The organism is Saccharopolyspora sp. NPDC002376, assembly GCF_053593195.1.
Genome location: NZ_JBSFBZ010000010.1, coordinates 1 through 26952, shown reverse-complemented (window position 1 = coordinate 26952; position 26952 = coordinate 1). Strand labels below are relative to the sequence as shown.

The following is a 26952-nucleotide window of genomic DNA, read 5'->3' as shown; positions in this document are numbered from 1 at the left end:
TGGAAGGTCAGTCGAGGAGGGAATCCACGGGTAGGCCTCTGATCGAGGCGTCCAGGACTTGGACCGTGTGGGCCATCGACATGTGTTCGCCTTGGCGTTCCAGGGCCGTTCGGATCTGCATCGAGCAGCCCGGATTGGCCGTGACGAGCAGGCGCGCGCCGGTGGCCAGGACGGTCTCCGCCTTGCGGTCGCCCAGCTCTCGGGCCGGTTCCGGTTGGAGGAGGTTGTAGACGCCCGCTGAGCCGCAGCACAGTTCGCCGCGGTTGATCTCGCGGATTTCCAGGTCAGGGATCGCGCGCAGCAGTTCTCGCGGTTGGGAGCGGATGCCTTGGCCGTGCGCCAGGTGGCAGGCGTCGTGGTAGGCGATCTCCACCGGGAGCGGGTGGCGTTCGGCGACCGGGCCCAGTTCGACCAGCAGCTCGGCGATGTCTCGCACCCGGGCCGAGAACTTCTCGGCCTTCGCCGCGTACCCGGGGTCGTCCTGCAGCAGGCGCGGATACTCCTTCAACGTCGAGCCGCAGCCCGCCGAGTTGATGACCACGTAGTCCACGCTGGACCGTTCGAAGACGTCGAGCAGGTTTCGCGCGAACTTCACCGCTTCTTCTTCGCGGCCGGAGTGCTCGCTGAGCGCGCCGCAGCAGCCCTGCGACTGGGGAATCACGACGTCGCAGCCCTCGGCGGAGAGGATGCGGGCCGTCGCAGCGTTGACGTCGGGGAAGAACGCGCTCTGCACGCATCCGGTGATCATGCCGATGGTCGCGCGCCGCTTGCCTCGGGCCGGGACGCGGTGGCCGAGCTTCGGGGCGCGTTTGATCGGCGGCGCAAGGGATTCCATCGTCTGCAGGCCTTCGGGCAGCTTCGCCATCAGGCCGGACTTCTTGAACAGCTTGCCCAGGCCGAGGCGCTGGTAGAGGGCCAGCGGTCCGCGCAGGGCGTTGAGGCGCTTCGGGTACGGGAAGATCGTGAAGATCGCAGTGCGCATGAGGCGGTCCCTGCGGCTGCGTTCGTGGTGACGCTCCACCTGCGCGCGGGTTTCGGTGATCAGCGTGCCGTACTGGACACCGGACGGGCAGGCGGTCACGCAGGCCATGCAGCCCAGACAGGCGTCGAAGTGCCCGACCATGGTGTCGGTCATGGGCTCGCCTTCGAGGCCTTCCTTCATCAGGTAGATGCGCCCGCGCGGCGAGTCCATCTCCTCGCCCCACAGGTCGTAGGTGGGGCAGGTCGGCAGGCAGAAACCGCAGTGCACGCAGTCGTCGACGAGTTCGCGCTGCGGCGGGTGGTGGGCGTCGAAGGCACCTGGGCGGGCCGGGGTGTCGGTCATCAGATTCCTCCCACGTACCGGCCCGGGGCGAGCCGGCGCTCCGGGTCGAACTGGTCCTTGGTCCGACGCATCAGGGTCAGCAGTCCCGGTGCGATCGGACCCCACGGATCGATCTCGGCCAGGACGGGTCGCGGCGCGCGCTCCAGAACCGCGTACTCGCAGCGGCTTCGCAGCGCAGCGACGAACTCCGCTACGGCGGTCGGGTCGGTGTCGCCGGGAAGCCCGACGTGCAGCACGCCCAGCCCTGCCGCGCCTCGGGTCGTCACGGGGAGACCGTTGGCGGCTTCTCGGATCGTGGCCAGCAGTTTCGGCAGTTCAGCGGGTTTGTCGGCCACACGCAGGCCGATCCCGTCGGGATCGAACGGGTGGTTCCCCCACCATGTCGGGGCTTGCTCCAGAACTTCGGCGCCGAGCGTTGCGGCCAGTTCCGCGGCGCGGGCGTGGGTGGCTTCGGGGCGGCCTTCCAGCTGCCCGCACACCGTGATCGGGCCGTCCCCGACGCGGTTCAGCTCGATCGCGGTGGGCATCGCTTGGGAGTGCCGGATCGCATCGGCCACCGCGCCGGCGGTCGACGGATCGGTGGTGGTGGCCGAGATCCAGCGGTGTTCGGCGGCGACCGGGTGCAGGCGGAACACCGCCTCGGTGATCACGCCGAGCGTGCCGAAGGAACCCGTGTAGATCTTGCCGATGTCGTAGCCCGCGACGTTCTTGACGACCTTGCCCCCAGCGATGGTGATCGTGCCGTCGGCGCGGACCACCGTGATGCCGATGAGCAGATCGCGCACCCTGCCGAACAAGTGGCGACACGGCCCGGAAGTGGCCGTGGCGACCACCCCGCCCACGGTCGCGGTCGGCAGCGGTTGGTCTATCGCGAGCTGCTGACCGGCCGCGCGCACAGCCTCGTTGACCTGGGCAATCGGGGTTCCGGCCAAGGCGTGCACGACCAGGTCGCCCGCCGCGTGCTCGACGATTCCGCTGGCTGGCGAGACGTCGAGCACCAGGTCCACCGCGGTCGGCGCGGCGCCCCAGTCGAGCTTGCTTCCGGATCCCTTCGGCACCACCCGCAGCCCGTGCTCGGCGGCGACCTTCATCGCCGTCGACGCGCTCTCGGTCCCGTCCACAGTGGCCACCCATTGTGGACGGACGCCGCACACCGCGTCCGATTCGGTGGCGTCGCGCACGTGTTCCTCGCCCAGCGCTGCGATCAGGGCGTCCTTGCTCGTGGTGGGCATCAGAACTGATCCGCCAATCCCGCTTCGGTCAATGGGTGCACGCCGCGCCGGGGCCCGGGGACCTCGCCGCAGAGCCTCGGCGTCGGGAAGACCTTGCCCGGGTTGCAGATCCCCACCGGGTCGAAGGCGCAGCGCAGGCGCTGCATGGTGTCCAGGTCGTCGGCGGTGAACATGCGGCCCATGTACTTGACCTTGTCCGCGCCGACGCCGTGCTCCCCGGTGATCGAACCGCCGTGCTCGATGCACAGGTCGAGGATCGCGCCGGAGACCCGCTCCGCGCGCTCGTTGGCACCGGGCTCGGAGTCGTCGAAGAGCACCAGCGGGTGCAGGTTGCCGTCACCGGCGTGGAAGACGTTGGCGACCCGCACCCCGGATTCGGCGGACAGCCGGGAGATGCGGCCGAGGACCTCGGGCAGCGCAGTCCTCGGGATCACCCCGTCCTGCACGATGTAGTCGGGGCTGATCCGGCCGACCGCGGCGAACGCGGACTTGCGGCCCTTCCAGATCATCGCGCGCTCGTGGTCGTCGGCGGCGACGCGGATCTCGAACGCGCCGTGCGCTTCGCAGTGCCGCGCCACCTCGGAGAACGTGTGCTCGACCTCGGACGTCGGGCCGTCCAGCTCGACGACCAGCACCGCGCCCGCGCCTTCCGGGTAGCCGCAGTGCACGGCCTGCTCGGCGGCTTCGATGGCCAGCGCGTCCATCATCTCGATCGCCGCCGGGGTGACGCCGTCAGCGATGATCGCCGACACCGCCGCGCCCGCCTCGTCGGTCGACGGGAACCCGGCCAGCAGCGTCTGCACGGACTCGGGTTTTCGCAGCAGCCGCACGGTGATCTTGGTGACCACGCCAAGAGTTCCTTCGCTGCCGATGAACGCACCGAGCAGGTCGTAACCGGCGGATTCCCTTGCCGTGCCGCCGAGTTCGACGACATCGCCGTCGGGGGTGACGACTTCGAGGGCGAGGATGTGGTTGGTGGTGAAGCCGTACTTCAGGCAGTGCGCGCCGCCGGAGTTCTCCGCGACGTTGCCGCCGACCGAGCAGACCTGCTGACTGGAGGGGTCCGGGGCGAAGTAGTAGCCCTGGTCGGCCACGGCCCGGGTGACGTCGAGGTTGATCACGCCCGGTTCCACCACGGCGCGCTCGTTGGCGAGGTCGATCTCCAGGATCCGCCGCATCTTCGCGGTCACGATCAGCACGCCGGACGCGTGCGGTAGCGCCCCGCCGGACAACCCGGTGCCGGAACCGCGTGCCACGAAAGGAACTTCGTGCTCAGCGCAGATCCGGACGATATCGCGGACCTGCTCCGCCGTCTCGGGCAGCACCACGACGGCCGGCACGACCCGGTGACTGGCCAGGCCGTCGCACTCGTAGGTGCGCAGCTGCTGCAGATCGGTGATCACCAGATCCGGCGGCAGCGCTGCGCGGAACCGCGGCACGACCCGGTCGAGCGCGGTACTGGTCGACTGCATTGCTCAGCCTCCCGAGAAATTCCGTCTTGCGGAAAACCCGTTCCGTTCAAGGCGGAACGATATGTTGTTCACAACATAGATACAAGAGGTGGACAAGATTGTTCGCCTGACCTGATTGTCACCCAGAGACCCGCGATCGCACAGTCCGTCGAGGGCTCTGGCGACCGGTGAGGCCGTCTACTCGTCGCTTCCCACGGGCTCGACCGAACGCTCCAGCTTCACCGCATCGACCGGCCGTAGCCGCTCCGTCGCGTGGTGAGCGCCGTCGGGATGCGGCCAGGCCAGCCCCTTGAAGTAGGCCTCCGCCTCGTTCTCCTGGATCTCCACCACCTTCTCCAGGAGCCGCAACGCCGCCCGACGACGGTCGTGATCGGATTGCCCTCCGGGGCTACCGGAACTCCACGCCTCGGTCCCCCTCCAGGTGAGGTAGGCGTGCCCGATCGCGCGTTCGGCGCTGCGCAGCAGCACCCAGGACTGATCCCAGGAGTAGAACGACCGGAGCGCGGTGAGCCCCGCGATGACGAATCCCGCCACCGACAGCAGCAGCGGCTTGCCCGGGTAGTCGAATCCGGCCAGCACCGGCATCCCGGCACCGATCAGGATCAGCATTATCCCGCTGCTGCGGTAGAACCGGCGATGCCACCGCGCGCGCCAGTCGTAGAACCGGTGCAGGCGGAGCACGTACGCCTCGACGGCCGCCGGGTAGTCGGCATCGTCACCGGAGGGAATCTCCCTCAACGAGGGCGACCGGAAGTTCACGCCGGTACCGTCTCATGATTCACACGCACGTTGAATCCCCTTCTACGCAGGTGGAGCAAAGCCCGAGAAGAAGAAGTTGTCAGCGACCCCCGCGGCGCGCTGCGCATCGGCGGCCGAGGTGACCGTGAACGCGATCAACGGAATCTTCCTGGCGCGCCAGAACTCCGCGAACCGGGACGGCAGGGCCGCCAGCTCGTAGGTGATGAAGTCGGGCGACGTCGCGAAATTGGTCAGCATGGTGCGGCCGATCGCCGACACGATCGGACTCCGGGAGTGCAGCAGTCCGGAGATCTGCCCGATCGGCCGATCGGTGGTGAGCCTGCGCAGGTTCCAGACCGCCAACGGGTCGAACGACTGCAGCGCGACCGGTCCCCGGTATCCGCGCAGCGCCCCGACCACCGTCTTCTCCAGCCTTCGCGACGTGTCCAATGTCCACCGCCGCACGTCCAGGACGATCGGGACTCGACCGTCGACGGCTTCCAGGGCCTCGAACAACTGCGGGATCGGCTCCCCGGCGGTCCCGGTGCGCAACTTCCGCAGGCGGCTCCACGGCTGCTCGGCAACGGCGAATCGCGACCCGTCGCTGTCGACCACCGTCCCGTCGTGCACCACCACGGGCACACCATCGGAAGTGAGCTGCACGTCGAGCTCGAAGGGGATGTCCCGGTCCGCCGCGAAGCGGAAGGCGGGAAGGGAGTTCTCCGGGCGCCCGCAGGCATCGTCGTGCAGTCCGCGATGCGCGATCGGTGATGAGGCGAACCATCCGCAGCCGTTCGACGAGGACATCCACTGAGGCAGGCCCATCACCTCACCCTGCCGGACAACCGTCCTCGCCGGTAGATGCATCTCCGCCTTGTCACAGCCCGTTCAGGGCGCTGGCGGCCGGTAGGGCGGCCTTGCCGAGGCGGTCGACGGCGCGTTGCACGTGGTCACCGGGGTAGCGGAAGCGCAGTTGGTCCGGGACCGCCAGCATCGCCGTGCGGAAGCTGCACAGGCCGAACGCGATCGCCGGCGGCGGGTACGCCGGGCGACCGTGGACGCGGCGGGCCCAGTCGGGCAGCACCGAGTACGCCAGGTGCCCGAGCGGCAGGTAGCCGAGGTTCACCGGGAGCAGCCACCAGGGCGCGAACGGGCGGTGCAGGAACTTGTAGATCAGGTCGGAGTCCTCGGTGCGGCGGAGCTGCGGTCGCATCCGCGCGAAGTAGGCCGCCATCTCCTCGCTCGATCCAGGAACCGTCGCGGGGTCCAGGCCGACGAGCGCGGCGGAGCGGCGCTGCTCGTCGAAGTACCGGTCCAATTGGGCTGTGGTCAGCGGGAATCCGGCGCGGCGGACCACTCCGGCGAAGGACGCGACCTCCGCGCAGTGCACCCACAGCAGCAGCTCCGGCTCGTCGATCCTGATCTCCGCACCGGTCTGCCGGTCGGTTCCCCGCAGCTTGCGGTGCACCGCTCGGACCCGTTCCGCTGCGTTCTCGGTTTCGGCTGTGGTGCCGTAAGTCGTGGTGGCGACGAAGTTCCCGGTGCGCATCAAGCGGCCCAGCGGGTCGTCCTGGAACCGCGAGTTCTGCACCACCGCGGCAACAGCTCGTGGGTGCAGCGCTTGCAGGTAGAGGCTGCACACCCCGGCGATCCACATCGCCGGGTCAGCGTGCAGGTGCCAGGTGACGGTGCGCGGCCCGAACAGCCCCTCGTCGCCCATCGCTCAGCCGCCCAGCACCAGCAGCGGGATGAGCTGCTCGGCTGCGGTCAGGGAACCGTGCTGGCCGCGCAGCGCGGCCTCCCCCGGTTCGGCCACCGACCGGACTACCCCGGAAACGCGCATGATCGCCAGCACGTCGCCGATGCGCGGGCGCACCGAATCGGCCACCACCGGGCCGAACCAGCCCTCGTCGATCGCCTGCTCGCCGGTCAGCACCAGGCCGTTCTCGCCGATCCGCTCGCGCCACGCGGCGAGCACGTCGTCGCGGGCACCGGGTTCGGCGTAGACGTGCCGGGCGCGCGCTTCACCGCCGAGGAGCCGGACACCGTCGCTCAGCGCGGGATCGGTGTCGGCGTCGAACGCGGTGTCCGGATCGACTTCGACCATGCCGTGATCGGCGATCACCGCGAGCACTGCGCCGGATGGCAGTCGCTCGGCGAGCGTCGCCACGAACCGGTCGAGCTGGGTGAGCTGCAGCCGCCACGGCAGCGAGCCCGGGCCGTGCACGTGGCCCAGGAAGTCGAGGTGGCCGTGGTAGCCGTAGCAAAGGCCAGGACCGTCGGCGTTGAGCGCATCCAGGATTTCGGCTGCCAGATCACCCAATGCGCGTTGTCCGCGGAACTCCGCGCCCCGCAGCGCGGCACGGGTCAGGCCGCTTCCCGCGAACTCGGCGGGCACCGCGGTCCGGACGTCGACCCCGGCCGCCGCGGCCCGCTCCAGCACCGTCGCCGTCGGCTGCACCTGCTCCGGCGGCCAGCTCTCCAGCAGGCTCGGGTGGTCCGGAAGATCACGGGATGCCCAGCTCAGCGGATGCAGCAGACCACCGGACGGTTCGGCGAAGGTGTAGCCGACGATCCCGTGCTCGCCGGCGCAGCGACCGGTGCCGAGCGAAGTGATGCTGGTGACCGTGGTGGTGGGGAATCCCGCCGTCAGCGGCGGCCTGGTCAGCAGGCTCGACAGGAACGGCGCGTCCTCGGCGTGCTCGCGCAGCAGGTCGCAGCCGAGCCCGTCGACGAGCAGCGCCGCCGCGCGCCGGGACTCCGGGAGGCCGAGGGTGTCGGTGAACCCGGCCAGCCCCATCGAGCCCAGCAGGGACGGCAGGACGTCGGGCAGCGCTCGCCCGTTCCCGTCAGGAGCGACAATCCAGTCCATGCCACCGAACCTGCCACGCAAGTGCGCCGACGGCTAGAGCCCGACGGCGCGTCGGTCAGCGCACCGCCACGCAAAACGAGTTCTTCAGACAAGCTCTCAGAAGCCCATCGAGCGGCCGATGATCTCCTTCATGATCTCGGTGGTGCCGCCGTAGATGGTCTGGATACGGGAATCCAGGAACGCCTTCGCGACCGGGTACTCCATCATGTAGCCGTACCCGCCGTGCAGCTGCAGGCAGCGGTCCACCACGCGCTTGTTCAGCTCGCTGAGCCACCACTTGGCCATCGCGGCGTGCTCGATGTCGAGCTCCCCGCGCACGTGGTCCTGGATGCAGCGGTCTGTGAACACCCGGCCCACCTCGACCTCGGTGGCCATCTCGGCCAGCTCGAAGCGGATGTGCTGGAACTTGCCGATCGGGCGGCCGAACGCGGTGCGGTCCTTGCAGTAATCCTTGGTGACGCCCAGGATCTTCTCCGCGATGGCCGCCGAGGCGACCGCGATCGACAAGCGCTCCTGCGGCAGGTTCTCCATCAGGTAGATGAAGCCCTTGCCCTCCTCACCGAGCAGGTTGCTCGCCGGCACCCGCACGTCGTTGAAGAACAGCTCCGCGGTGTCCTGTGACTTCTGGCCGATCTTGTCCAGGTTGCGGCCGCGCTCGAAGCCGTCCATGCCGCGTTCCACGACCAGCAGGCTGATGCCCTCGTGCCCGGCGTCGGGGTCGGGGTCGGTGCGGGCCACCACGATCACCAGGTCGGCGAGAATGCCATTGCTGATGAACGTCTTCTGCCCGTTGAGGATGTACTCTCCCCCACTCTTGGCTCCGCTCGAGCGGGAGGTGCCCCCTCCGTCGCGCACCGCGGTGGTGCGGATGCCCTGCAGGTCGCTGCCCGCGCCCGGCTCGGTCATGGCGATCGCGCTGATGGTCTCGCCGGAGCAGAAGCCCGGCAGCCAGCGCTGCTTCTGCTCCTCGTTGGCGAGCTTGATCAGGTAGGGCGCGATGATGTCGTTGTGCAGCGGGGATCCGAACCCGGAGATGCCCGCGCTGACCAGCTCCTCGCCGAAGACGACGTTGAACCGGAAGTCGTCGACTCCGCCACCGCCGTAGCGCTCGTCGACGGCGAATCCGAGCAGCCCCTGCGCACCGGCCGCCAACCAGGCCTCCCGGCTGACCACCCCGGCCGCTTCCCACTCCTCGACGTGCGGCACGAGCTCCTTGTGCACGAACGTGCGCACCGTTTCGCGGAACGCCTCGTGCTCGGGCTCGAACAACTCCCTGCGCATTCGGTTCACACCTCCATTCGATCCGTGCTGGTCAGTGCTTCGCGCCGAAGGCGCCCGAGTCGAGAAGTTCGCGCGAGATCTTCCAGTCCCGCAACACGACTTCGGTGTCCGAGCCCGGCGTGGCCACCGGCCCCGGCTCGGGGTTGGGGGTGCGGCTGAAGCGGGGTGCCGGGGCAGGCTGCAGCACGCCGTCGCGACGCACGAGGGTTTCGCGGGCGGCGACGTGCGGGTGCTTCTCGGCTTCGGTCATGGACAGCACCGGGGCCACGCACGCGTCGGATCCGTCGAACGCCTCAGTCCACTCCTGGCGGGTGCGCTGCCGGAACGTCTCGGCGAAGATCTCGCGCAGCCGCGGCCAGTTCGCCGGATCGTCGCGGTCGGGCACCTCGTCGGCCAAGCCCAACTTCTGCACCAGTTCGGCGTAGAACTGCGGTTCCAGCGCGCCGACGGAGACGTACTCGCCGTCGGAGGTTTCGTAGACGTCGTAGTAGGGGGCGCCGGTGTCCAGCAGGTTCGTGCCGCGCTCGGTCTTCCACCCGCCGCTGCCCAGGAACCCGAACAGCATCGCGCCGAGGTGCGCGGCACCGTCCACGATGGCCGCGTCAACGACCTGCCCGCGACCGCTGGTGCGCGCTTCCAGCAGCGCCGCCAGCACCCCGACGGCCAGGTACATCGCACCGCCGCCGAAGTCGCCGAGCAGGTTCGCCGGAACCTGCGGCGGACCGCCCTTGCGGCCGATCGCGTGCAGCATGCCGCTGAGCGAGATGTAGTCGATGTCGTGGCCGGCGGTCGGCGCCAGCGGGCCGTCCTGCCCCCAGCCGGTCATCCGCCCGTAGACGAGCTTCGGGTTGACCGCCCAGCAGTCCTCCGGCCCCACTCCGAGGCGCTCGGTGACCCCGGGGCGCAGCCCTTCCAGCAGCACATCGGCCTGTTCCACGAGGGCGAGCACGGCTTCCGCGCCGCGCTCGTGCTTGAGGTCGACCTGCACGGACCACTTGCCGCGGTTGAGCAAGTCCCCCTCCCCGCCAGACGCCGTCGGCCGGTCCACCCGCACCACGTCGGCGCCCAGGTCGGCCAGCAGCATCGCGCAGAACGGCGCCGGACCGAGCCCGGCGAGTTCCACGACCTTGATCCCGGCAAGCGGTCCACCTGTTCGCGTCACGCCACACCTCTCCACGGCCTGTGTCGCGCGGCACACGAAGCACGACGCATTTAGTGTTACATCGTTGGTGTAACAGACGTCAAGGCTTCGACCAGCTACGCGGGTGATCCGGTACTTTCCGCGCTGTTAGCCGGGAAACCGCGGAAGGGGACCGGCCGTGGTTCGACGCAGGCGCGCGAACCCCGTGCTCCGGAGATCAGCTTCCGCACCCGGACCATGACCTGGCAGGACGGGTCGAGCTTCCGGTTCCCGTTGCACGGCAACGCCGAACACCAGCACCTGCGGAAGTACGCGAGCCGCCGGACACCATCCGCTGGAGCTGACGACCGGCGCAGCAATCGAAGAGTTCGCACCATGACGAACTTCGGCGCCGTGACCGCCGCACCGCCCGTCGGCCTGACCGTCGGCGAGGTCTCCCGCGAGTCCGGGGTCGCGCCTTCAGCGGTGCGCTTCTACGAGCGCACCGGCGTGATCGAGGCGGGGCGGACCGGGGCCAACTACCGGGTTTTCAACCGGTCGGCGGCATGCCGGATCAAGGTCGCCAAGCTGGCCCAGGAGGTCGGCCTGACCGTTCAGGAGATCGCGGACCGGTTGACCGACGAAGCGGAACGCCGGGTCGCCTCGCTGCGCCGCTACCTGACGGCGATCGCCACCTCCGACCGGCTCTGCGAAGACACCAAGACGTCGTGAAGCGAGCTGGGGCCGGCAGCGTGCTGCCGACCCCAGCTTCTGCGTGACCGTCAGCGGTCCATGAGGGCGAAAACTCCCCACTCGCGCTAGTACCTGGCATAGCGGGCCGGTTCCTCGGAGAGCTCGGCTCGCAACGCGTCGGCCAACTCGTCGTCGGGATTCCGGTCGAGCCAGCGTCGGATGTTGAGCCACTGCGCGGCCTGGTACCGGTCCCAGCTGTCCTGGTCGGCGAGCATCATCTCGACGACGTCGCAACCGAGTTCGCCGAACTGCTCGATCAGCTCGGGCAGCAGCAGGAAGTCATCCTCGCTGCAGGCGTGGCACGCTTCGGCGGTGCGCTGGTCCAGGGGTTCCCGACGCCAGTACGGTTCGCCGATCAGCAGGATGCCACCGGCGCGGAGGCTGCGACGCAGCAGATCGATCGTGCCTGCCACTCCGTTGCCGATCCAGGTGGCGCCGACGCACGCAGCGAGGTCGACGGGTTCGTCCGCGACGTGGCCCGACGCATCGCCGTGGATGAAAACCACTTGATCGGCAACACCGAGTTCGGCTCCCCGGGCACGAGCCCCGGCCGTGAACTCGGTGCTGATGTCGACTCCGGTCCCGACGATGCCGTGGGCGCGTGCCCAGGCGCACCGCGTCTCGCCCGAACCGCTGGTGAGGTCGAGCGCGCTCGTCCCGGGGGTCAAGTGCAGCGCCTGCCCCAGAGCAGCCAGCTTCTCGCTGGTGAACGGGTTGTGGATGCGGTGGCTGCTCTCGCGGATGGTGAAGCTACGTGGAAGATCCACTGTTGGGAGTCCTTACGTCCGATGAGGTCATGACGTGCGCGGGGAACGGCCTGCTGACGCTGGCCGCCGTTGCCTGGACCGTCATCAGCAGAACTGCTGGCAGGCCACCTTGGTCATTGACCACCTGTGCCCACCGGTCGCAACTACCATCGGCGAACGTGATCACGATGATGCGGGGCGGGCCGTACAGGTGCGCGCTGGTCGTGCGAAGCGGCGACGCGGTGGACGATCAACTGCTGGCTGAGCTGACCGCCCGGACGGGCTTGGCCTTTGCCCGGATCGGCAATGGCGGATTCGGCGGCGGGCCAGTGGCCGATGTCCACGCCGACGAGTCCGGCGGCAACTTGCTGATCGACACGGTCGATCCCGACACCGGAACCAGGGCGATGCTCGTCCGGGCGGTGTCTTCGGAACGGGCCATCGCCATTCGCGCGGTCATCGGCGACCGGTTCCAGGCGTGGACCGAGCAGACGCTGCGCGCGCAGCTCGAGGAGAACATCGCCAGCCAACCCTGGATCCTGGTGCCGATGATGATGGCGGTCGGCGGCGCGGAACCCGAGCCCGAGACGATGCGGGTGCTCCGGCAGACGCTCCAGCACGAGGACGAGACCGTGCGGAGCGCCGCCGAGCACGCCGAGGAGATCGCCAAGTGGCTCCTCGAGGACCCGGCGGTCATGCGAGTCGTGGAGAACCAGGAGCTGGTAGGCGTACTGCGTCCCGCTCAACCGGTGGACGGCGAGGAGGACTGGGTCACGGTCCGGCCGGGCTCACCGGGCCGGGCGGTTCCTCGCCCTGTCACCTGGCTGTCCTTCCCCGGCGAGCCCGGTGACCTCCTTCCTGCCTTCCTCTGGAACCAGGACTGGGAATTGGAGGTCGTCGGGAATACCCGTGACGACTTCTTCGAGCAGATCCGGGTCTCCGAAGACGGCCGGACCGCCCTCCACGAGGTGGCGCACGCCGAACTGGCGGGCCGCTACCTCGCCGTCCACGGCCAAGACGCCGAGGCCACCACGACCGCCCTCCGAGAGGCAGGCGCCGAACCTCTCGACGGCCCACCTGCCGGGCTGGACCGCACTGCTCCCTGAGCTTCGAGCAGGCAGGTCAGGAGCACCTTCTATGCGACAGCGTTGGTGTTACAGCGGTTGAGGAGTAACGTTGCCCGCATGCTCCGATCTGCGGACGAAGAGCTCACCATCGACGAACTGGCCGCCCGCGCCGGAGTCACCGTGCGCACCGTGCGGTTCTACTCTTCGCGCGGGCTGCTGCCACCGCCTCGGCTGCGGGGCCGGCTCGGGCTCTACGGCGGGGACCACCTCGCCCGACTCGACCTCATCCGGGAGCTGCAGACGCTCGGCTTCACCCTGTCGGCGATCGAGCGGCACCTGGCGCGGCTGCCCGAGGACGCCTCGCCGGACGAACTCGCCCTGCAGCGCGCACTCATCGCGCCGTGGACCGACGACCACGCCGAGGACCTCGAGCGCCACGAACTCGACCGCCGCACCGGGCGGCACCTGGACGACGAGCTGATCGACCTGCTCATCGAGCTCGGCATCCTGCAGCGGATCACCGCATCCACCAAGCTGCGCGTGCCCAGCCCGGCGATGCTCGGCGTCGGGTTGCAGATCCTCGACCTGGGCCTGCCGTCGGAGATGCTGATGCAGGCCAAGACGATCGTCGAGCAGCACACCGCGCAGATCGCCGCCGACCTGCGCGAACTGTTCGCCGCGAACGTCCTGCGCCCCTACGTCGAGCGCGGCCGCCCGCAGGACGAGCGGGAACGCGTCCGGTCCGCGACCGACCAGCTGCGCCCGCTGACCATCCAGGCGCTGGTCAACGGCTTCCAGCGGGCGGTCAACGACGTCATCCGCAACCACGTCTGATTCGGCCTGCTGGGCGTATTGGCAAGTTCCCCACTGGCCAACGCTGCGCTTGGTGAGGTTTCATCGCGTCACGGCTTCACGTCGTACTGGGCACGTCGAGGGGAGCTCGGCAGCGATGAGCGATTCGGACACGTGGGCGGCCGACGCGCTGGAAACGACAGTCCCGCAGCTGTTCTCGCGCAACGTCGCAGAATTCCCGCAGCAGCCCGCGCTGACCGACGGCGATCGCACGCTGACCTGGGAGCAAGCCCACCACGAGGTCGAGGTGCTGGCCGCCGGGCTCGCCGGGCTCGGTCTGCAGCGCGGCCAGCCGTTGCTGATCATGGTGCCGAACCGGGTCGAGCACTGGCTGATCGACGTCGCCGCCACTCACCTCGGCGCAGTGCCCTGCACCCTCTACCCCACTCTCAGCCAGGACCAGGTGCACTACGTCGCCCACCACAACCGCGCGAAGGTGATCCTGCTCGACGGCGCTGACCAGCTGCGCCGCTGGTCGAAAACGCTGCGCAACGCCTCCGACGTAGAGCACGTCGTGGTGCTCGACGAGGAGGCGATGGTCTCGGCCGACGAGCGGTTCCGGACCTGGGACCGGCTGCGGGCGCTCGGCGAGCAGCGGCTGCGGGAAGATCCCGAGCTGGTGCAGCGGACTTCGGCAGCCGTCAGTCCGGCGGATCCAGCCGCGATCCTCTACACCTCCGGCACCACGGGTCAGCAGAAGGGCGTGGTGCTGACGCACCGCAACATCTGCTTCTCGGCCGCCGCCCTGCACCAGGCCACGCAGTCCGAACGGCACTCGACGCGGATCAGCTACCTTCCGCTGGCGCACATCGCCGAGCGGATGGTGGGGATCTACGCGGCCATCCACGACGTCGCCCACGTCCACTTCTGCGCCGACCAGCAGCAGCTGGCGGCGACGCTGGGGCGCGCCCGGCCGTACCTGTTCTTCGCCGTCCCGCGGGTTTGGGAGAAACTCGCCGCCGCGCTCCGGGACGTCCCGGCCGAACAGCGCTCGCAAGCCGGGCGGCGGCTGCGGACCCGGCTCGGGCTGGACCGCGCCGGGTGGCCGTCCAGCGGTGCTGCGCCGATCGACCGCGAGCTGCTGGACCTGTTCAGCAGCATCGGCGTGGACATCTTCGAGCTGTGGGGCATGACCGAGACCAGCGGCTGCGCGACGACCAATCGCGCCGGGGCGCACCGTCCCGGAACGGTGGGTCGGGCGTTGCCGGGCGTGGAGGTGCGGATCGCCGACGACGGCGAGGTGCTGGTGCGCAGTCCCCTGGTGTGCGCGGGTTACCTCGAACCGGACGGTGCGATCGAGCCGATCACCGACGCCGCCGGGTGGCTGCACACCGGCGACGTCGGTGTGCTCGACGAGGACGGGTACCTGTCCATCACCGATCGCGAGAAAGAACTGATCATCTCGGCTGGTGGCAAGAACATCGCGCCCACCGCGGTGGAGAACGCGCTGCGGGCGCATCCGCTGCTCGGGCATGCGCTGGTGTTCGGCGACCGCCGGCCCTACCTGGTGGCGCTGCTGTTGCTCGACGAGGAAACGGCGCCGAAGTGGGCGCGCGAACGCGGCATCGCCTTCGCATCGCTGGGCGAACTCGCCGAGCACCCGGCGGTCCAGGCCGAAGTGGCCACCGCGGTGGCTGCCGCGAACGAGCGCCTGAACCGCCCGGAACAGGTCAAGCGCTACCGAGTGCTCGCACACCCCTGGGGCGTCGAGAACGGCGAGCTGACTCAGACGTTGAAGCTCAAGCGCCGGGTGATCCACGAGAAGTACGCCGACGTCATCGACGAGCTCTACGGCACCTGACCGTGCTTCGATGAGTTTCGGTCGCATCGCGAGTCCAACTGCGCGGAAGACCGTTCACCCAGGAGCTGGGAAGGGACCACCATGGCCATCCAACCGATCGTCATCACACCGGACTTGGATCGATTGCAAGGCTTCTACCAGGCGTTGTTCGGTGCCCAGGAGACTGCGCGCGTACCCGATGACGGGCCCACCTTCTTCGTCGCCCTGGACATCGACGGGGACCGGCTGGAGCTGGTGAACAACAGGGACGTGAAGGTCCGCGAGCCGAACCGGATCCTGCTGAGCTTCAGCGTCGACAACGTCGACGAGCTGCTCGAACGGGTCGAGTCGGCAGGCGGCGAGGTGCTGGGGCCGGCCAACGACATGCCGTGGGGGCAGCGGGTCGCGCACATCAAGGACCCGGACGGCAACGCCGTGAACCTCACCCAGCAGATCTGACGGCGTCCGTGGGCGGGCACACCACCCGCCCCGGGACTGTCACACCTGCGCGGTTTCGGGCTCGTCGGATCGGGCCCACCTGGTGGGTTCGCCGGTGATCACCAGGCAGGTCACCGTGATCAGCGCGCCGATCACCAGGTACGCGGCGATCGGCCAGGACGCTCCGCCGGACAGGCCGAGCAGCGCCGTCGCCACGACCGGCGACAAGCCGCCGCCGAGCACCGAACCGCTCTGGTAGCCCAGGGACACCCCGGTGTAGCGGACCTTCGTGGCGAACAATTCGGCGCAGAACGCCGCCATCGGCCCGAAGACCGCCGCCGAGCCCGCGTAGCCCAGGGCCATCGCCAGCACGATCAGCGCCGGGTTCGCCGTGTCCAGCAACCAGAACATCGGGAACGCGTACACCGCGAGGAAGATCCCGCCGCCGAGCATCACCCGGGTGCGGCCGAGGCGGTCCGAGAGGTGGGAGAACAGCAGGATCCCGGCGATCTGCGCCGCCGACCCGCACAGGCTGCCCAGCAGCATCACGTCGCGGGTCGCGCCGAGCTTCTCGGTGCCGTAGGTCAGCAGGAACGTGGTCAGGATGAAGATGAACGTGTTGAAGCCCAGGTTCACCCCGGCCGACAGCAGGATCTGCCGCCAGGAGTTCGAGAACGCCTCCGCGACCGGCATCCTGGCCCGCTCGCCGCGCTGACGGATCTTCGCGAACTCCGGGCTCTCGGCCAGCCGCAGCCGCACGTACAGACCCACCCCGACCAGCACCAGGCTGACCAGGAACGGCACCCGCCAGCCCCAGGTGAGGAATTCGTCGCCGGAGATGGCGGTGGCCCCGGCGAAGGCACCGGTGGCCAGGAACATCCCGGTCGGCGAGCCCAGGAAGGTCCACCCGCCGTACCAGCCCTGACGGTTCGGCGGCGCGTGCTCCACCGCCATCAGCACCGCGCCGCCCTGCTCGCCGCCGAGGAAGAAGCCCTGCACCAGGCGCAGCGTCACGAGCAGCAGCGGCGCCCACACCCCGACCTGCTGGTAGGTGGGCAGCAGACCGATCAGCGCGGTGCACACGCCCGTCACGCTCAACGTGATCACCAGCATCCGCTTGCGGCCCACCAGATCGCCGAAGTGCCCGATGACCGCGGCGCCCAGCGGTCGGGCGAGGAACCCGGCGCCGAACGTGGCGAACGCCAGCAGCGCGCCCACCCACGGGTCGCCGGAGGGGAAGAACAGCTTGTTGAACACCACGGCCGCCGCAGTGCCGTAGATCAGGAAGTCGTAGAGCTCGATCGTGTTGCCCACCGCGCTCGCGAACGCGGCCTTGCGCACCGCGACGCGGTCCGAACCCGCGGGTGCCGATGCCATCTCGTCTCCTGTCCCTCGCGAAAGCGCCCCGGGAGCGATCGCCGCGGGGTTCGCGCCTCACGATGGCGCAGCGATCATCGAAAGGTCCACCACCTTTTCGCGCACCGCCGCTCGGACGAGCGATGCTGGGTCTCGTCGACGTCTTCCGTTCTGTGACGGTTCGTGCAGCAACCCTGGCCGGGCGAACCCCTTTCCGGTGGTCCAGGTGCGCTTGGTGCCGCACTTCGAAAGGCCGCGGCGATAAAGAGAAGCGGAATGTCTCTCCAAACCCAGGAGGATCGACGAGATGGTTGACACACGGCTGACCGGCCGCATCTTCCTCACCGCAGTGGCCCTTGCGGGCACTGCGCTCGTCCCGGCACTGGCCAACGCGGAACCCGCGGCGGACGTGAACGGGAGCATGCTGAACCTCACCGTCAGCGGCCAGAACCGCGGCGAAACCCCGCGATCCACGGTGCTGAGCTGTCATCCGGTGGGCGGCTCGCACCCGAACGCCGGCTCGGCGTGCCAGACGCTCGAGGCGGTCAACGGCGACCTGAACCAGCTGACCGCAGGCCAAGCGGTCTGCAACCTGAACTACCAGCCGGTGACCTTCAGCGCGCGCGGCACCTGGCAAGGACGACCGGTGACGTTCGAGAAGACGTACTCGAACCAGTGCGTCGCGGAGGCATCAACGGGCAAGGTGTTCGCCTTCTGACGTACGCGTCGGGCCCCGTGGTTAGCGGGGCCCGACGCCGTAGTCACGCTCCGCACGCAGGTTACGGTGAGCGCATGGCGACCGATTCGGAAGCTGGCGATCCGCGCTGGCCCAAGCAGCTCTACGAGCAGGGTGACGAACCGGATCCCCGGTTCACCCTCGCCAACGAGCGCACCTTCCTGGCCTGGATCCGCACCGCGCTGGCGCTGATGGCCGGCGGGGTCGGGATCGAGGCGCTCAACGTGGTCACCGAGCATCCGAATCCACTCCGGACCGCGCTGGCGGTGATGCTGCTGCTCGCCGGTGTGCTTTGCAGCGCAACGGCTTTCGCGCGGTGGATGTCCACCGAACGCGCCCTGCGGCAGGGACGTCCGCTGCCCGCTCCGCGCTTGGCACCGGTGCTCGGGTACGGGCTCGGCGTGATCGGCGTGACCGCCTGCGTCCTGCTGTTCGTCACCGGGATCTGATCGTGGCGGACCGGCCCGACAGCCCGTGGGATCCGGGCTTGCAGATCGAACGCACCACCCTCGCGTGGTTGCGGACGACACTCGCGTTCATCGTGGGGACGCTGGTGCTGCTGCGCCTCCTGGCGCACGAGAACGTCCTGACCGCGCTGATCTTCACCGTGCTGACGTTGCCGCTCGGGCTCGCGATCACCTGGCTGGTTTGGCGCCGCCATCTCACCAGCGAGCAACGCCTGCACGCCCGCATCCCGCTCCCCGGCGGCGCACTACCGGCCGCGATGACCGCGCTGGCTGGGCTGGCGGGCTGCTCGGGCTTGGCTTACGTGCTGTTCGCCTGACCAAACGCTCCAGTGTGGACGATCCCGAAAACTCCGGGCACTACTGCGATGCGCCGACCAGGCCGGGCCACGCCGACATCGCGCAGTCGATGATCGCGTGCGCGGTTTCGCGGGAGCAGCCGTCGCAAGCCTGGATCGACAAACCTTGCAGCACAGTCAGGTAGAACGAGGCGATCGCCGCGATGTCCGCACCGGCCGGTACGTCGCCTTCGGCGACCGCGAGTTCCAGTCGTGCGTGCACCGCCCGGTAGTCGTCCTTGCGGCACTCGGCCAGGAATTCCTGGACTCGCTGGTTGTCCGGGCCGCAGTTGGTCGCCGAGAGCACGACCATGCAGCCCCTCGGCGTGCTGGGGTCCACGTAGGCGTCGGCGTTGTCGCGCAGCATGGCTTCGATCGCCTGGCGCGCGGTCGGGTGCTTCTGGAGCGAATGTTCGCCCACGGCTTCGTCGGCGCTGTTGTAGAGCGCGATCGTCTCGCGGAACAGGCCCTCCTTGGAGCCGAAGGCCGCGTAGAGGCTCGGTGAGCTGATGCCCATCGCCGCGGTGAGGTCGCTCAGCGCCGTCGCCTCGTAACCCCTCTCCCAGAACAGCTCCATCGCGGCATGCAGCGCGGTTTCGCGGTCGAAACTGCGCGGTCGACCTGGCGGCGGCATCTCACACTCCTCTGATCTCGGAGCGGTCATCATCGCCGACCCGGTTCCGGCCGACGCCGCAGCTCCCACCTCGTTGACACCCAGGATAACCCGTGCTAGCCATTTATATATCGTTCGATACAGAAATATGAGGTGCTCATGGGGTCTCTAACGGGCAAGGTTGCACTGGTGACCGGCGGCGGGCGCGGGATCGGCGCCGGTATCGCCGAACGACTGGCCACCGACGGCGCCGACGTCGCGATCACCTACAACACCGCTGCCGATCGGGCCGACGCCGTCGTCGGGAAGATCGAGGAGACCGGCCGCCGAGGCCTGGCGATCGCCGCCCCGGCCTCCGATGTCGACGCGGTGGCACGAGCGGTGCGGCAGACGGTCGACGAGTTCGGCCGACTGGACGTCCTGGTCAACAACGCCGGGATCTTCACCTGCGCGCCGATCGACGAGCTGACCCTCGAGCAGTTCGACGAAACCGTCTCCGTCCACGTGCGCGCGGTGTTCGTAGCCGTGCGGGCTGCTGTCGAGCACCTGCCCGAGGGCGGGCGGATCATCAACATCGGGAGCAATCTGGCCGAACGGGTTCCCGGCCCCGGTCTGAGCCTGTACTCGCTGAGCAAGTCCGCGTTGATCGGCTTCACCAAGGGCCTCGCCCGCGACCTGGGCCTGCATGGCATCACGGCCAACGTCGTCCACCCCGGCTCCACGGACACCGAGATGAACCCGGCCGACGGGACGGACGCCGACGCCGAACGGGCGCTGACCGCGCTCGGCCGCTACTCGACCCCCGCCGACATCGCGGCCACCGTCTCGCACCTGGCCGGCGAATCCGGACGGAACATCACCGGCACCTCGATCACAGTCGACGCCGGCGCCAACGCCTGAGAGCGGGGAGGACACCGGAATGCCCTGGGTCATCCTCATCGTCGCCGGGCTGCTCGAGATCGTCTGGTCGCTGGCGTTGAAGCACGCCGAAGGCATGACCCGGCTGTGGCCCGCGGTCGTGGGAATCGGGGTCGCCATGATCAGCCTCGGGATGCTGTCGTTGGCGTTGAAGCACCTGCCGGTCGGCAGCGCCTACGCGATCTGGGTCGGCATCGGCACGGTCGGCGTCGCCGTCGTGGGCATGCTCACCTTCGGTGAACCCGTGACGTGGCCGCGCCTGGCGTTCTTGACGTTGATCGTGGTTGGCATCGCCGGCCTCAAATTCGTCGAAGCCTGAGCGGCGCGGGCGGGGACGGGGGAACCCCTGCCACCGCCCGCACCGAATCAGCACTCGATGACGTTGACCGCGAGTCCGCCGCGGGCGGTCTCCTTGTACTTGACCTTCATGTCCCGGCCGGTCTCCCGCATCGTCTTGATCACCTTGTCCAGCGAGACGAAGTGGTTGCCGTCACCACGCATCGCCATCCGCGCCGCCGTGATCGCCTTGACCGAGGCCACCGCGTTGCGCTCGATGCACGGGATCTGCACCAGACCGCCGATGGGATCGCAGGTGAGCCCGAGGTTGTGCTCCATCGCGATCTCGGCGGCGTTCTCCACCTGACGCGGCGTCCCGCCGAGCACCTCGGCAAGCCCGGCCGCAGCCATGGAGCACGCCGAACCGACCTCGCCCTGGCACCCGACCTCGGCCCCGGAGATCGAGGCGTTCTCCTTGAACAGCACCCCGACAGCCCCGGCTGCCAGCAGGAACCGCACCACACCGTCGTCGTCCGCACCGGGTACGAACCGGGTGTAGTAGTGCAGCACCGCCGGGACGATGCCCGCCGCACCGTTGGTCGGCGCCGTCACCACTCGCCCACCGGCCGCGTTCTCCTCGTTCACCGCGAGCGCGAAGAGCGTGACCCACTCCAGCGGGTCGTCCTGATCGGTCAGCAGCGCGGCCAGCTCCGCCGCCCGCCGCTTGACCTTCAGCCCGCCCGGGAGTTCACCGGTGTTGCGGCAGCCGTTGTCCACGCACTCCCGCATGACGTGCCAGATGTCCAGCAGTTCCTTGCGCACGGCGTCCTCGCCGCGCCAGGACAGCTCGTTGGCCAGCATGACGCCGCTGATGGACAGGCCGGACTCCGCGGCGCGCTCGAGCAGTTCCATGCCGGTGCGGAATGGCAGCCGCAGCTCGGTCTCGTCCGGTTTGATCCGGTCGGACCCGGTCGCGTCCTCGTCGACGACGAAACCACCGCCCACCGAGTAGTACACCGCGCTGTCCAGCTCGGCGTCCCCGGCGAAGGCGGTGAACCGCATGCCGTTCGGGTGCACCGGCAGCGACCTGCGGCGGTGCATCACCAGATCGCGGTCCGAGCTGAACCGGATCTCGTGCGTCCCGTCGAGGCACAGCCGCCCCGTCTCGCCGATCTCGACGACCCGGTCCGCCACCGCGGCCGGATCGACGACCTCCGGGCTGTGGCCCTCCAGGCCCAGCAGCACCGCCTTCGGGCTGCCGTGCCCGTGGCCGGTCGCCCCCAACGAACCGAACAGCTCCGCCTTGACCCGCGTGACCTGCGGCAACCGGCCCGCGTCGCGCAGTCGTCGCGCGAATCGCTTGGCCGCCCGCATCGGTCCCACGGTGTGCGAACTGGACGGTCCGATGCCCACTGAGAACAGGTCGAAGACACTGATCGCCATTGATCGCCTCCGCTGCTGCCCGGGTCCTACTGCCCGATCAGTTCGGCGTACTGCTCCGCGGTGAGCACAGCACCGGTACCGGTGGCGCGCACCTCCAGCAGCCAACCGCCGGCGAACGGCTCGGCGTTGACCAGCGCGGGATCATCCACAACGGACTCGTTGATCGCCACGACCTCGCCGGTGACCGGCGCGAACAGGTCGCTCACGGACTTGGTGGACTCCATCTCACCGCAGGTCTGCCCGGCCTCGATCTGCTCGCCGACCTCCGGCAGCTGCACGAAGACGATGTCGCCGAGCGCCTCGGCGGCGTGGTCGGTGATGCCGATGCGGACCAGCTCGTCGCGGTCCTCGATCCACTCGTGCTCTTCGGTGTAGCGCAGGTTCTGCGGCAGGGACATGGTGGGAGGCTCCAAGGCTGCTCGGAGGGCGCGGGCGCGCCCGGAAATGTGCTGGGCCTCCCCCTCTGTTTCGGGACCTGAGAGCTTCGCCGCAGACCTGCGACTTGCACCTTGGGTGGCGCGCCAGCGGTGGCGCGCGCTTTCCAGAGTTGCCTCGCCCGAACGGTCATGGGTGCCTGAGAGTTTGTGGGGAGTCTTGCTCCTTCGGCGCCTCGCAGCTGGTACGAGGTCTCTCCCGCACGGGGTCGACGGCCAGTATGCGATTGTCAGACTGCTCAGCAACGATAAACGTGCCTGTCTTGGTGTCACAATGCCCTCCCCAACTGACCGCCAAGGCGGCCGCTTCTCCAGGAGGCCGGTGATGCTCGACGTCCGAGCACTGGTCGAACGGGTCGGCCCGACCCTGCTGCGCTCGGTGGTCGTCCCGGAATCGACCGCGTGCGTCGGCGACGTGGTCATCGCCGAACCCGACCAGCACCTGACCGTCGTCGACGGCGACCTCGTGCTGGGCGTGGCCGTCGCGGACCGCGAGCAGGCGGCGTCACTGGTGCGCGTCTGCGGCGACCGGGGCGCTTCGGCGGTGCTGCTGAAACCGCCGGTCTCCGCCGATGAGCGCATCGTCGCCGCGGCCGAGGCGGCCGGGGTCGCGCTGGTCGAGGTCCGGTCGGAGACCGCGTGGGCCCAGCTGGTCTGGCTGATCAGGGCGGCGCTGGCCGGGACCGACATCGACGAGGCGGGCGCGCGCAGCCCCGGGGTCGGCGATCTGTTCCGGCTCGCCGACGCGGTGGCCGACGTGGTGGACGCGCCGGTCACGATCGAGGACGCGCGCTCCCAGGTGCTGGCCTACTCGGCCCGGCAGGACCTCACCGATCCCGCGCGGGTCTCGACGATCATGGGGCGCAGGCAGCCGGACGACGTGCTGGCCAAGTTCCGGGCGTACGGCACCTTCCGCAAGCTCAGCAAGGGCAGTTCGGCGATCTTCGTGCCCGCCCAGCAGGACGGCACGCTGCCCCGATTGGTCGTGCCGATCAGGATGGGCGGCGAGCTGCTCGGATCCATGTGGGCGGTGGTGCCCGAGGAGGTTTCCGAGGAGCGTGCGACGGCGTTCGCCGACACCGCACACCTGGTCGCGCTGCAGCTGCTGCGCTGGCGGGCGGTGGCCGACGCCGAGCGGCGGCGCAGCGCGGAGCAGGTGCGGCTGCTGCTGGACGGCGGCGAGGGCTGGCGGGTCGCGGCCAACGAACTGGCCGTCCCGAACGAGCGACACCGGGTGATCGCGATCGAGATGCCCGCCTCAGCCGGGCCCGCCGAAGGGCACCGGTTGGCGCTGTGGGAGTGGATCACGCGCGGGATCGGCCGCCGGCCGCTGGTCACCGAGATCGGCACGATGCTCTACGCGGTGGTGCCGGACCGCGGCGACCGCGGCGGCTGGCTGGAGCTGCGCACTGCGCTCGCCTCGCACGACATGTCACCGCGCCCGCTGATCGCGGTGGGCACCTCGGTGGCGGTGGCGGACCTGCACCAGTCGCGGTCGCAGGCCGAAGAGCTGGTCAGCCTGCTGCGCACCGGCAAGCTGCAGGAACGGGTCGCGGTCTACGAGGACTACTGGCACCTGCTGGTGCTCAGCCGCATGGCGGGCGCGGCGACCGACGCGGGCATCGGCGCGCTGGGACCACTGCAAGTCATGCGCGAGCACGACCGCACCCAGGGCACCGAGTACCTGGCGACGCTGCGCGCCTGGCTGCGCCACCCCGGCGACCCGCGGCAGGCGAGCCAGGAGCTGAACGTGCACCCGAACACCTTCCGCTACCGGATGAAACGGCTCGCCCAACTCGTCGACATCGACCTGGACGACCCGGACGTCCGCTCGGCTCTGCTGGTCCAACTGCTCGCCGAACGCTGGGCGCAACACGGCTGAGAGCCTGCCGGCGTATGCCGTCCGCGCTTGTGGAAGCGGCGTAGCCGCTTGCATCCCCCTTCGCAGGGTGGCCACCGGCGGGCTCTGAGCGGTTTCCTGGCGAGGACGGCCCCTCCGCCGTGTATTGGTCATACATCAGGAGGGGCACCCGCAGTCCAGGGAACCGCTCAGGTTCCGCCAAGCGACCACCCGAGAAACGCAGCCAGTAACAGGCCTTGAGCGGTTGTGCTGCGAGCACAAGGGGGTCGGGGCAATCTCATCGCGTGGGCATGATGCGCCCCCGGAATCGGCGACGGATCGTTGTGCGCAACACAGGTGACGAAAGGATTCCGCCGTGAAGATCGCCGTCCCGCGCGAGATCAAGAACAACGAGTACCGGGTAGCGCTCACGCCCGCGGGCGTCCACGAGCTGAACAGCCGCGGGCACGACGTCTTCGTCGAGGCCAACGCGGGCGCCGGCTCCTCCATCCCGGACGAGGACTACCTCGCCGCGGGCGCGAAGGTCCTGCCCAGCGCCGACGACGTGTGGTCCGAAGGTCAGCTGGTGCTCAAGGTCAAGGAGCCGATCACCGAGGAGTACCCTCGGCTGAGCCGCGACCAGGTGCTGTTCACCTACCTGCACCTGGCCGCCGACGCCGCGCTGACCGACGCGATGCTGAACTCCGGCGTCACCGGCATCGCCTACGAAACCGTGCAGACCGCCGACGGCAGCCTGCCGCTGCTCGCGCCGATGAGCGAGGTCGCCGGTCGACTCGCCCCGCAGGTCGGCGCCTACTCGCTGATGCGCCCGAGCGGTGGCCGCGGCGTGCTGCCGGGCGGTGTCCCGGGCGTGCACCCGGCGCGGGTCTTGGTGATCGGCGGCGGTGTCGCGGGCCTCAACGCCGCGCGCGTCGCGATGGGCATGGGATCCGACGTGGAGCTGCTGGACACCAACGTCGACAAGCTGCGCGAGATCGACCGCGACTTCCACGGCCAGATCCGCACGGTGACCTCCAACCGCTACTCCGTCGAGCAGGCGGTGCGCGCCGCCGACATGGTCATCGGCGCGGTGCTGATCCCGGGCGCGAAGGCGCCGAAGCTGGTCTCCAACCACCTGGTGTCGGAGATGAAGCCGGGCAGCGTGCTGGTGGACATCGCGATCGACCAGGGCGGCTGCTTCGCCGACTCCCGCGCGACCACCCACGACGACCCGACCTACCGGGTCCACGACTCGGTCTTCTACTGCGTGGCGAACATGCCGGGTGCGGTCCCCAACACCTCGACCCACGCCCTGACCAACGTCACCCTCCCCTACGTCCTGCGCATCGCGGACCAGGGCTGGCGCGAAGCCTCCCGAACGGACGCGGCCCTGGCGGTAGGCCTCAACACCCACGAAGGCCACCTCGTCAACGCCCCGGTCGCCGAAGCCCACAACCGAACCAGCACCCCGATCACCGACATCCTCGGCTGATCCCGAACCGCGAAAACCCCACCACCGCAAGCCGGCAGCGGGGTTTTCGCACATCCAGGCGCAGTGGTGTGAGTCCGTCAGGTTTAGGGCAAAACTGACTCGCGGCAAAAGGCGGGCACACGCGGGGCGGCCCGCTCAACCAGCCTGGGGGTCACCGGGAGCAGGCCGCCACCGTCAGTGTAGGACACGCTCGGCCGTTTGCCGACGAGCTGCGCGACCGCTCGGCGGGCATTTTCAAGCCGAATCGATAACCACTCGATGGAGTGAGCCCTGCGCCCTGGCCGTGCAGGCGTGGACACCGCCTGCCGATGTCACCCGTTGGGGCAGCCCGGAAGTGGGTTGCCGAACGACTGCGGCGGGAGGCGATGTGGCGGACACGGCGTTACGCAAGGCAGTGCTCGACCGGCTCGACAACCTGGACCGGGTGGTGGACGACGCCGCCGCCGAAGTGCTGCTCCCGGTCGCCCGTTCCGAGCTCTACCGGCTCACCGCCGGGTTCCGGGCACTGCTCGACGAACACCAGCCCGGCGAGGACGGCCGGTGCCCGTCCTGCCAGGGCACGCTGCGCAGCCGGCCGTGGCCGTGCACGGTGTGGTTGACCGCGCACCGGCAGCTCATCGGCGATCACTCCGGCACGCCGATGCGCACCAATCGGATGGACGCGCTGCGCCGGAAGTTGCGCCGCAAACCCGCCCAGCCGGAGACCGACGTCGAGGTCATCCCGGAGCCGATCGTGTCCTCGGTCGGTAGCGGTCCCAGCGACTGGGAAACCAACGAGTTCATCCGCCCCGACCTGACCGTCGGGCCGCCGACCCCGTCCCCGGCCGGCGGACACCTCGAAACCGATCACCACAAGATCCACCGCGCCTCGGTGATCGACCGCGGCATCCAATGGCCTTAGAACCTGCCTTCGTTCGTCAGACGGGTTCTTAGAGGCTGTTGGGTAACTGGTTCGGCACGTGGGGTGACGTGTTGTTGATCATGTTGGGCGTGTCGAGGCAGTAAAAAGGGTCATCCCCGTGGTGATCGTGTTGTGTGTGCAACTGCGATACCGGCGGGGATGACCGCCGTTCATGTTATCCGTCCAGTCTCAGCGATGAGGTGTGGGCCGTGCTGGGACCGTTGATGCCGGTGCGGGCTCGGGAAAAGGGCGGCAGGCAGCGCAAATACGGCGATCGTGTGGTGCTGGACGGGATCTTGTTCGTGCTGCGGTCGGGGTGTCAGTGGCGGATGATCCCTCGCGATCTGCTGCCGTGGGACGCGGCTTACCGGTGGTTTCGGGTCTGGAGTGCCGACGGCACGATCGACCGGATCCACGACACGCTGCGCGATGAACTGCGGCGCCGGGCCGGGCGTGAGACGTCGCC

The 26952-nt window shown here is 69.3% G+C and carries 28 protein-coding genes and 2 riboswitches; of the genes, 14 read left to right on the top strand and 14 right to left on the bottom strand.

Annotated features, from left to right (window positions below):
• Positions 1-7: 7 nt before the first annotated feature.
• From ACWCO2_RS09760 to ACWCO2_RS09720, 9 genes are all read right to left on the bottom strand, one after another.
• Complete coding sequence (locus tag ACWCO2_RS09760) at positions 8-1324, bottom strand: (Fe-S)-binding protein (protein WP_450127315.1); 1317 nt, start codon at positions 1322-1324, stop codon at positions 8-10.
• Positions 1324-2556, bottom strand: a complete 1233-nt coding sequence (locus ACWCO2_RS09755; protein ID WP_450127314.1) for an FAD-binding oxidoreductase — start codon at positions 2554-2556, stop codon at positions 1324-1326. The genes ACWCO2_RS09760 and ACWCO2_RS09755 overlap by 1 nt, the downstream gene beginning before the upstream one ends.
• Positions 2556-4028 (bottom strand): FAD-linked oxidase C-terminal domain-containing protein, encoded by a 1473-nt coding sequence (locus ACWCO2_RS09750; RefSeq protein WP_450127313.1) that lies wholly within the window; start codon positions 4026-4028, stop codon positions 2556-2558. The genes ACWCO2_RS09755 and ACWCO2_RS09750 overlap by 1 nt, the downstream gene beginning before the upstream one ends.
• A gap of 177 nt (positions 4029-4205) precedes the next feature.
• Positions 4206-4766: an SLATT domain-containing protein gene (locus tag ACWCO2_RS09745; protein ID WP_450127312.1), complete on the bottom strand. Its 561-nt coding sequence runs from the start codon at positions 4764-4766 to the stop codon at positions 4206-4208.
• 63 nt (positions 4767-4829) lie between these two features.
• The gene (locus ACWCO2_RS09740; RefSeq protein ID WP_450127311.1) at positions 4830-5591 is read right to left on the bottom strand and encodes a glycerophosphodiester phosphodiesterase family protein; all 762 of its coding nucleotides are present in this window, start codon (positions 5589-5591) and stop codon (positions 4830-4832) included.
• A gap of 52 nt (positions 5592-5643) precedes the next feature.
• Positions 5644-6486: an oxygenase MpaB family protein gene (locus tag ACWCO2_RS09735; protein ID WP_450127310.1), complete on the bottom strand. Its 843-nt coding sequence runs from the start codon at positions 6484-6486 to the stop codon at positions 5644-5646.
• Between the two features lie 3 nt (positions 6487-6489).
• A complete protein-coding gene (locus ACWCO2_RS09730; protein ID WP_450127309.1) occupies positions 6490-7638 on the bottom strand; it encodes an alkaline phosphatase family protein in 1149 nt (382 codons plus the stop codon).
• A gap of 96 nt (positions 7639-7734) precedes the next feature.
• Entirely contained in the window at positions 7735-8919 is a 1185-nt protein-coding gene (locus ACWCO2_RS09725) for an acyl-CoA dehydrogenase family protein (protein WP_450127308.1), read from the bottom strand.
• 31 nt (positions 8920-8950) lie between these two features.
• A complete protein-coding gene (locus ACWCO2_RS09720; protein WP_450127307.1) occupies positions 8951-10081 on the bottom strand; it encodes a CaiB/BaiF CoA transferase family protein in 1131 nt (376 codons plus the stop codon).
• A 216-nt stretch (positions 10082-10297) separates the two neighbouring features.
• Here ACWCO2_RS09720 and ACWCO2_RS09715 point away from each other — a divergent pair, with 216 nt between their 5' ends.
• The gene (locus tag ACWCO2_RS09715) at positions 10298-10771 is read left to right on the top strand and encodes a MerR family transcriptional regulator (RefSeq protein WP_450127306.1); all 474 of its coding nucleotides are present in this window, start codon (positions 10298-10300) and stop codon (positions 10769-10771) included.
• 86 nt (positions 10772-10857) lie between these two features.
• Here the strand turns inward: ACWCO2_RS09715 and ACWCO2_RS09710 are convergent, their stop codons facing one another.
• On the bottom strand, positions 10858-11559 hold the full coding sequence (locus tag ACWCO2_RS09710) for an SAM-dependent methyltransferase (RefSeq protein ID WP_450127305.1): 702 nt from the start codon (positions 11557-11559) through the stop codon (positions 10858-10860).
• 158 nt (positions 11560-11717) lie between these two features.
• On the opposite strand from ACWCO2_RS09710, the gene ACWCO2_RS09705 reads away from it, so the two are divergent.
• The 4 genes from ACWCO2_RS09705 (at position 11718) to ACWCO2_RS09690 (ending at position 15696) form a co-directional block, all read left to right on the top strand.
• Entirely contained in the window at positions 11718-12644 is a 927-nt protein-coding gene (locus tag ACWCO2_RS09705; protein WP_450127304.1) for a hypothetical protein, read from the top strand.
• A 78-nt stretch (positions 12645-12722) separates the two neighbouring features.
• Positions 12723-13439 carry a MerR family transcriptional regulator gene (locus ACWCO2_RS09700; protein ID WP_450127303.1) on the top strand — a complete coding sequence of 239 codons (717 nt, stop codon included), beginning with the start codon at positions 12723-12725 and terminating at the stop codon, positions 13437-13439.
• A 115-nt stretch (positions 13440-13554) separates the two neighbouring features.
• Positions 13555-15258 (top strand): AMP-dependent synthetase/ligase, encoded by a 1704-nt coding sequence (locus tag ACWCO2_RS09695; protein WP_450127302.1) that lies wholly within the window; start codon positions 13555-13557, stop codon positions 15256-15258.
• A gap of 81 nt (positions 15259-15339) precedes the next feature.
• Positions 15340-15696, top strand: coding sequence for a VOC family protein (locus ACWCO2_RS09690; RefSeq protein ID WP_450127301.1), 357 nt, complete (start codon positions 15340-15342; stop codon positions 15694-15696).
• Between the two features lie 39 nt (positions 15697-15735).
• On the opposite strand, the gene ACWCO2_RS09685 is transcribed toward ACWCO2_RS09690, so the two are convergent.
• Positions 15736-17052 carry an MFS transporter gene (locus ACWCO2_RS09685; protein ID WP_450127300.1) on the bottom strand — a complete coding sequence of 439 codons (1317 nt, stop codon included), beginning with the start codon at positions 17050-17052 and terminating at the stop codon, positions 15736-15738.
• 286 nt (positions 17053-17338) lie between these two features.
• On the opposite strand from ACWCO2_RS09685, the gene ACWCO2_RS09680 reads away from it, so the two are divergent.
• The 3 genes from ACWCO2_RS09680 to ACWCO2_RS09670 all read left to right on the top strand — a co-directional run bounded on the left by ACWCO2_RS09680 (position 17339) and on the right by ACWCO2_RS09670 (position 18551).
• A complete protein-coding gene (locus tag ACWCO2_RS09680; RefSeq protein WP_450127299.1) occupies positions 17339-17749 on the top strand; it encodes an SSI family serine proteinase inhibitor in 411 nt (136 codons plus the stop codon).
• A gap of 74 nt (positions 17750-17823) precedes the next feature.
• A complete protein-coding gene (locus ACWCO2_RS09675) occupies positions 17824-18216 on the top strand; it encodes a YidH family protein (protein ID WP_450127298.1) in 393 nt (130 codons plus the stop codon).
• Between the two features lie 2 nt (positions 18217-18218).
• A complete protein-coding gene (locus ACWCO2_RS09670; RefSeq protein WP_450127297.1) occupies positions 18219-18551 on the top strand; it encodes a DUF202 domain-containing protein in 333 nt (110 codons plus the stop codon).
• A gap of 40 nt (positions 18552-18591) precedes the next feature.
• Here ACWCO2_RS09670 and ACWCO2_RS09665 read toward each other — a convergent pair whose 3' ends face one another.
• Positions 18592-19203 carry a TetR/AcrR family transcriptional regulator gene (locus ACWCO2_RS09665; RefSeq protein WP_450127296.1) on the bottom strand — a complete coding sequence of 204 codons (612 nt, stop codon included), beginning with the start codon at positions 19201-19203 and terminating at the stop codon, positions 18592-18594.
• 138 nt (positions 19204-19341) lie between these two features.
• Here ACWCO2_RS09665 and ACWCO2_RS09660 point away from each other — a divergent pair, with 138 nt between their 5' ends.
• Together ACWCO2_RS09660 and ACWCO2_RS09655 are read left to right on the top strand one after the other, a co-directional pair.
• A complete protein-coding gene (locus ACWCO2_RS09660; RefSeq protein ID WP_450127295.1) occupies positions 19342-20082 on the top strand; it encodes an SDR family NAD(P)-dependent oxidoreductase in 741 nt (246 codons plus the stop codon).
• Between the two features lie 19 nt (positions 20083-20101).
• Positions 20102-20419, top strand: a complete 318-nt coding sequence (locus ACWCO2_RS09655) for a DMT family transporter (RefSeq protein WP_450127294.1) — start codon at positions 20102-20104, stop codon at positions 20417-20419.
• A 47-nt stretch (positions 20420-20466) separates the two neighbouring features.
• Here the strand turns inward: ACWCO2_RS09655 and ACWCO2_RS09650 are convergent, their stop codons facing one another.
• Positions 20467-21819, bottom strand: coding sequence for an L-serine ammonia-lyase (locus ACWCO2_RS09650; protein WP_450127293.1), 1353 nt, complete (start codon positions 21817-21819; stop codon positions 20467-20469).
• A gap of 26 nt (positions 21820-21845) precedes the next feature.
• Positions 21846-22217 carry a glycine cleavage system protein GcvH gene (gene gcvH, locus ACWCO2_RS09645; protein ID WP_450127292.1) on the bottom strand — a complete coding sequence of 124 codons (372 nt, stop codon included), beginning with the start codon at positions 22215-22217 and terminating at the stop codon, positions 21846-21848.
• Between the two features lie 55 nt (positions 22218-22272).
• Positions 22273-22370: riboswitch (glycine riboswitch) on the bottom strand.
• Positions 22371-22465, bottom strand: a riboswitch (glycine riboswitch). It abuts the riboswitch before it with no gap.
• Between the two features lie 113 nt (positions 22466-22578).
• Between gcvH and ACWCO2_RS09640 the strand changes: the two genes are divergently transcribed.
• From ACWCO2_RS09640 to ACWCO2_RS09625, 4 genes are all read left to right on the top strand, one after another.
• Positions 22579-24135: a PucR family transcriptional regulator gene (locus ACWCO2_RS09640; RefSeq protein WP_450127291.1), complete on the top strand. Its 1557-nt coding sequence runs from the start codon at positions 22579-22581 to the stop codon at positions 24133-24135.
• 334 nt (positions 24136-24469) lie between these two features.
• A complete protein-coding gene (ald, locus tag ACWCO2_RS09635; protein ID WP_450127290.1) occupies positions 24470-25585 on the top strand; it encodes an alanine dehydrogenase in 1116 nt (371 codons plus the stop codon).
• A 367-nt stretch (positions 25586-25952) separates the two neighbouring features.
• Complete coding sequence (locus ACWCO2_RS09630; protein WP_450127289.1) at positions 25953-26486, top strand: hypothetical protein; 534 nt, start codon at positions 25953-25955, stop codon at positions 26484-26486.
• Between the two features lie 209 nt (positions 26487-26695).
• The coding region (locus ACWCO2_RS09625; protein ID WP_450127288.1) for a transposase at positions 26696-26952 on the top strand (257 nt) is incomplete at its 3' end.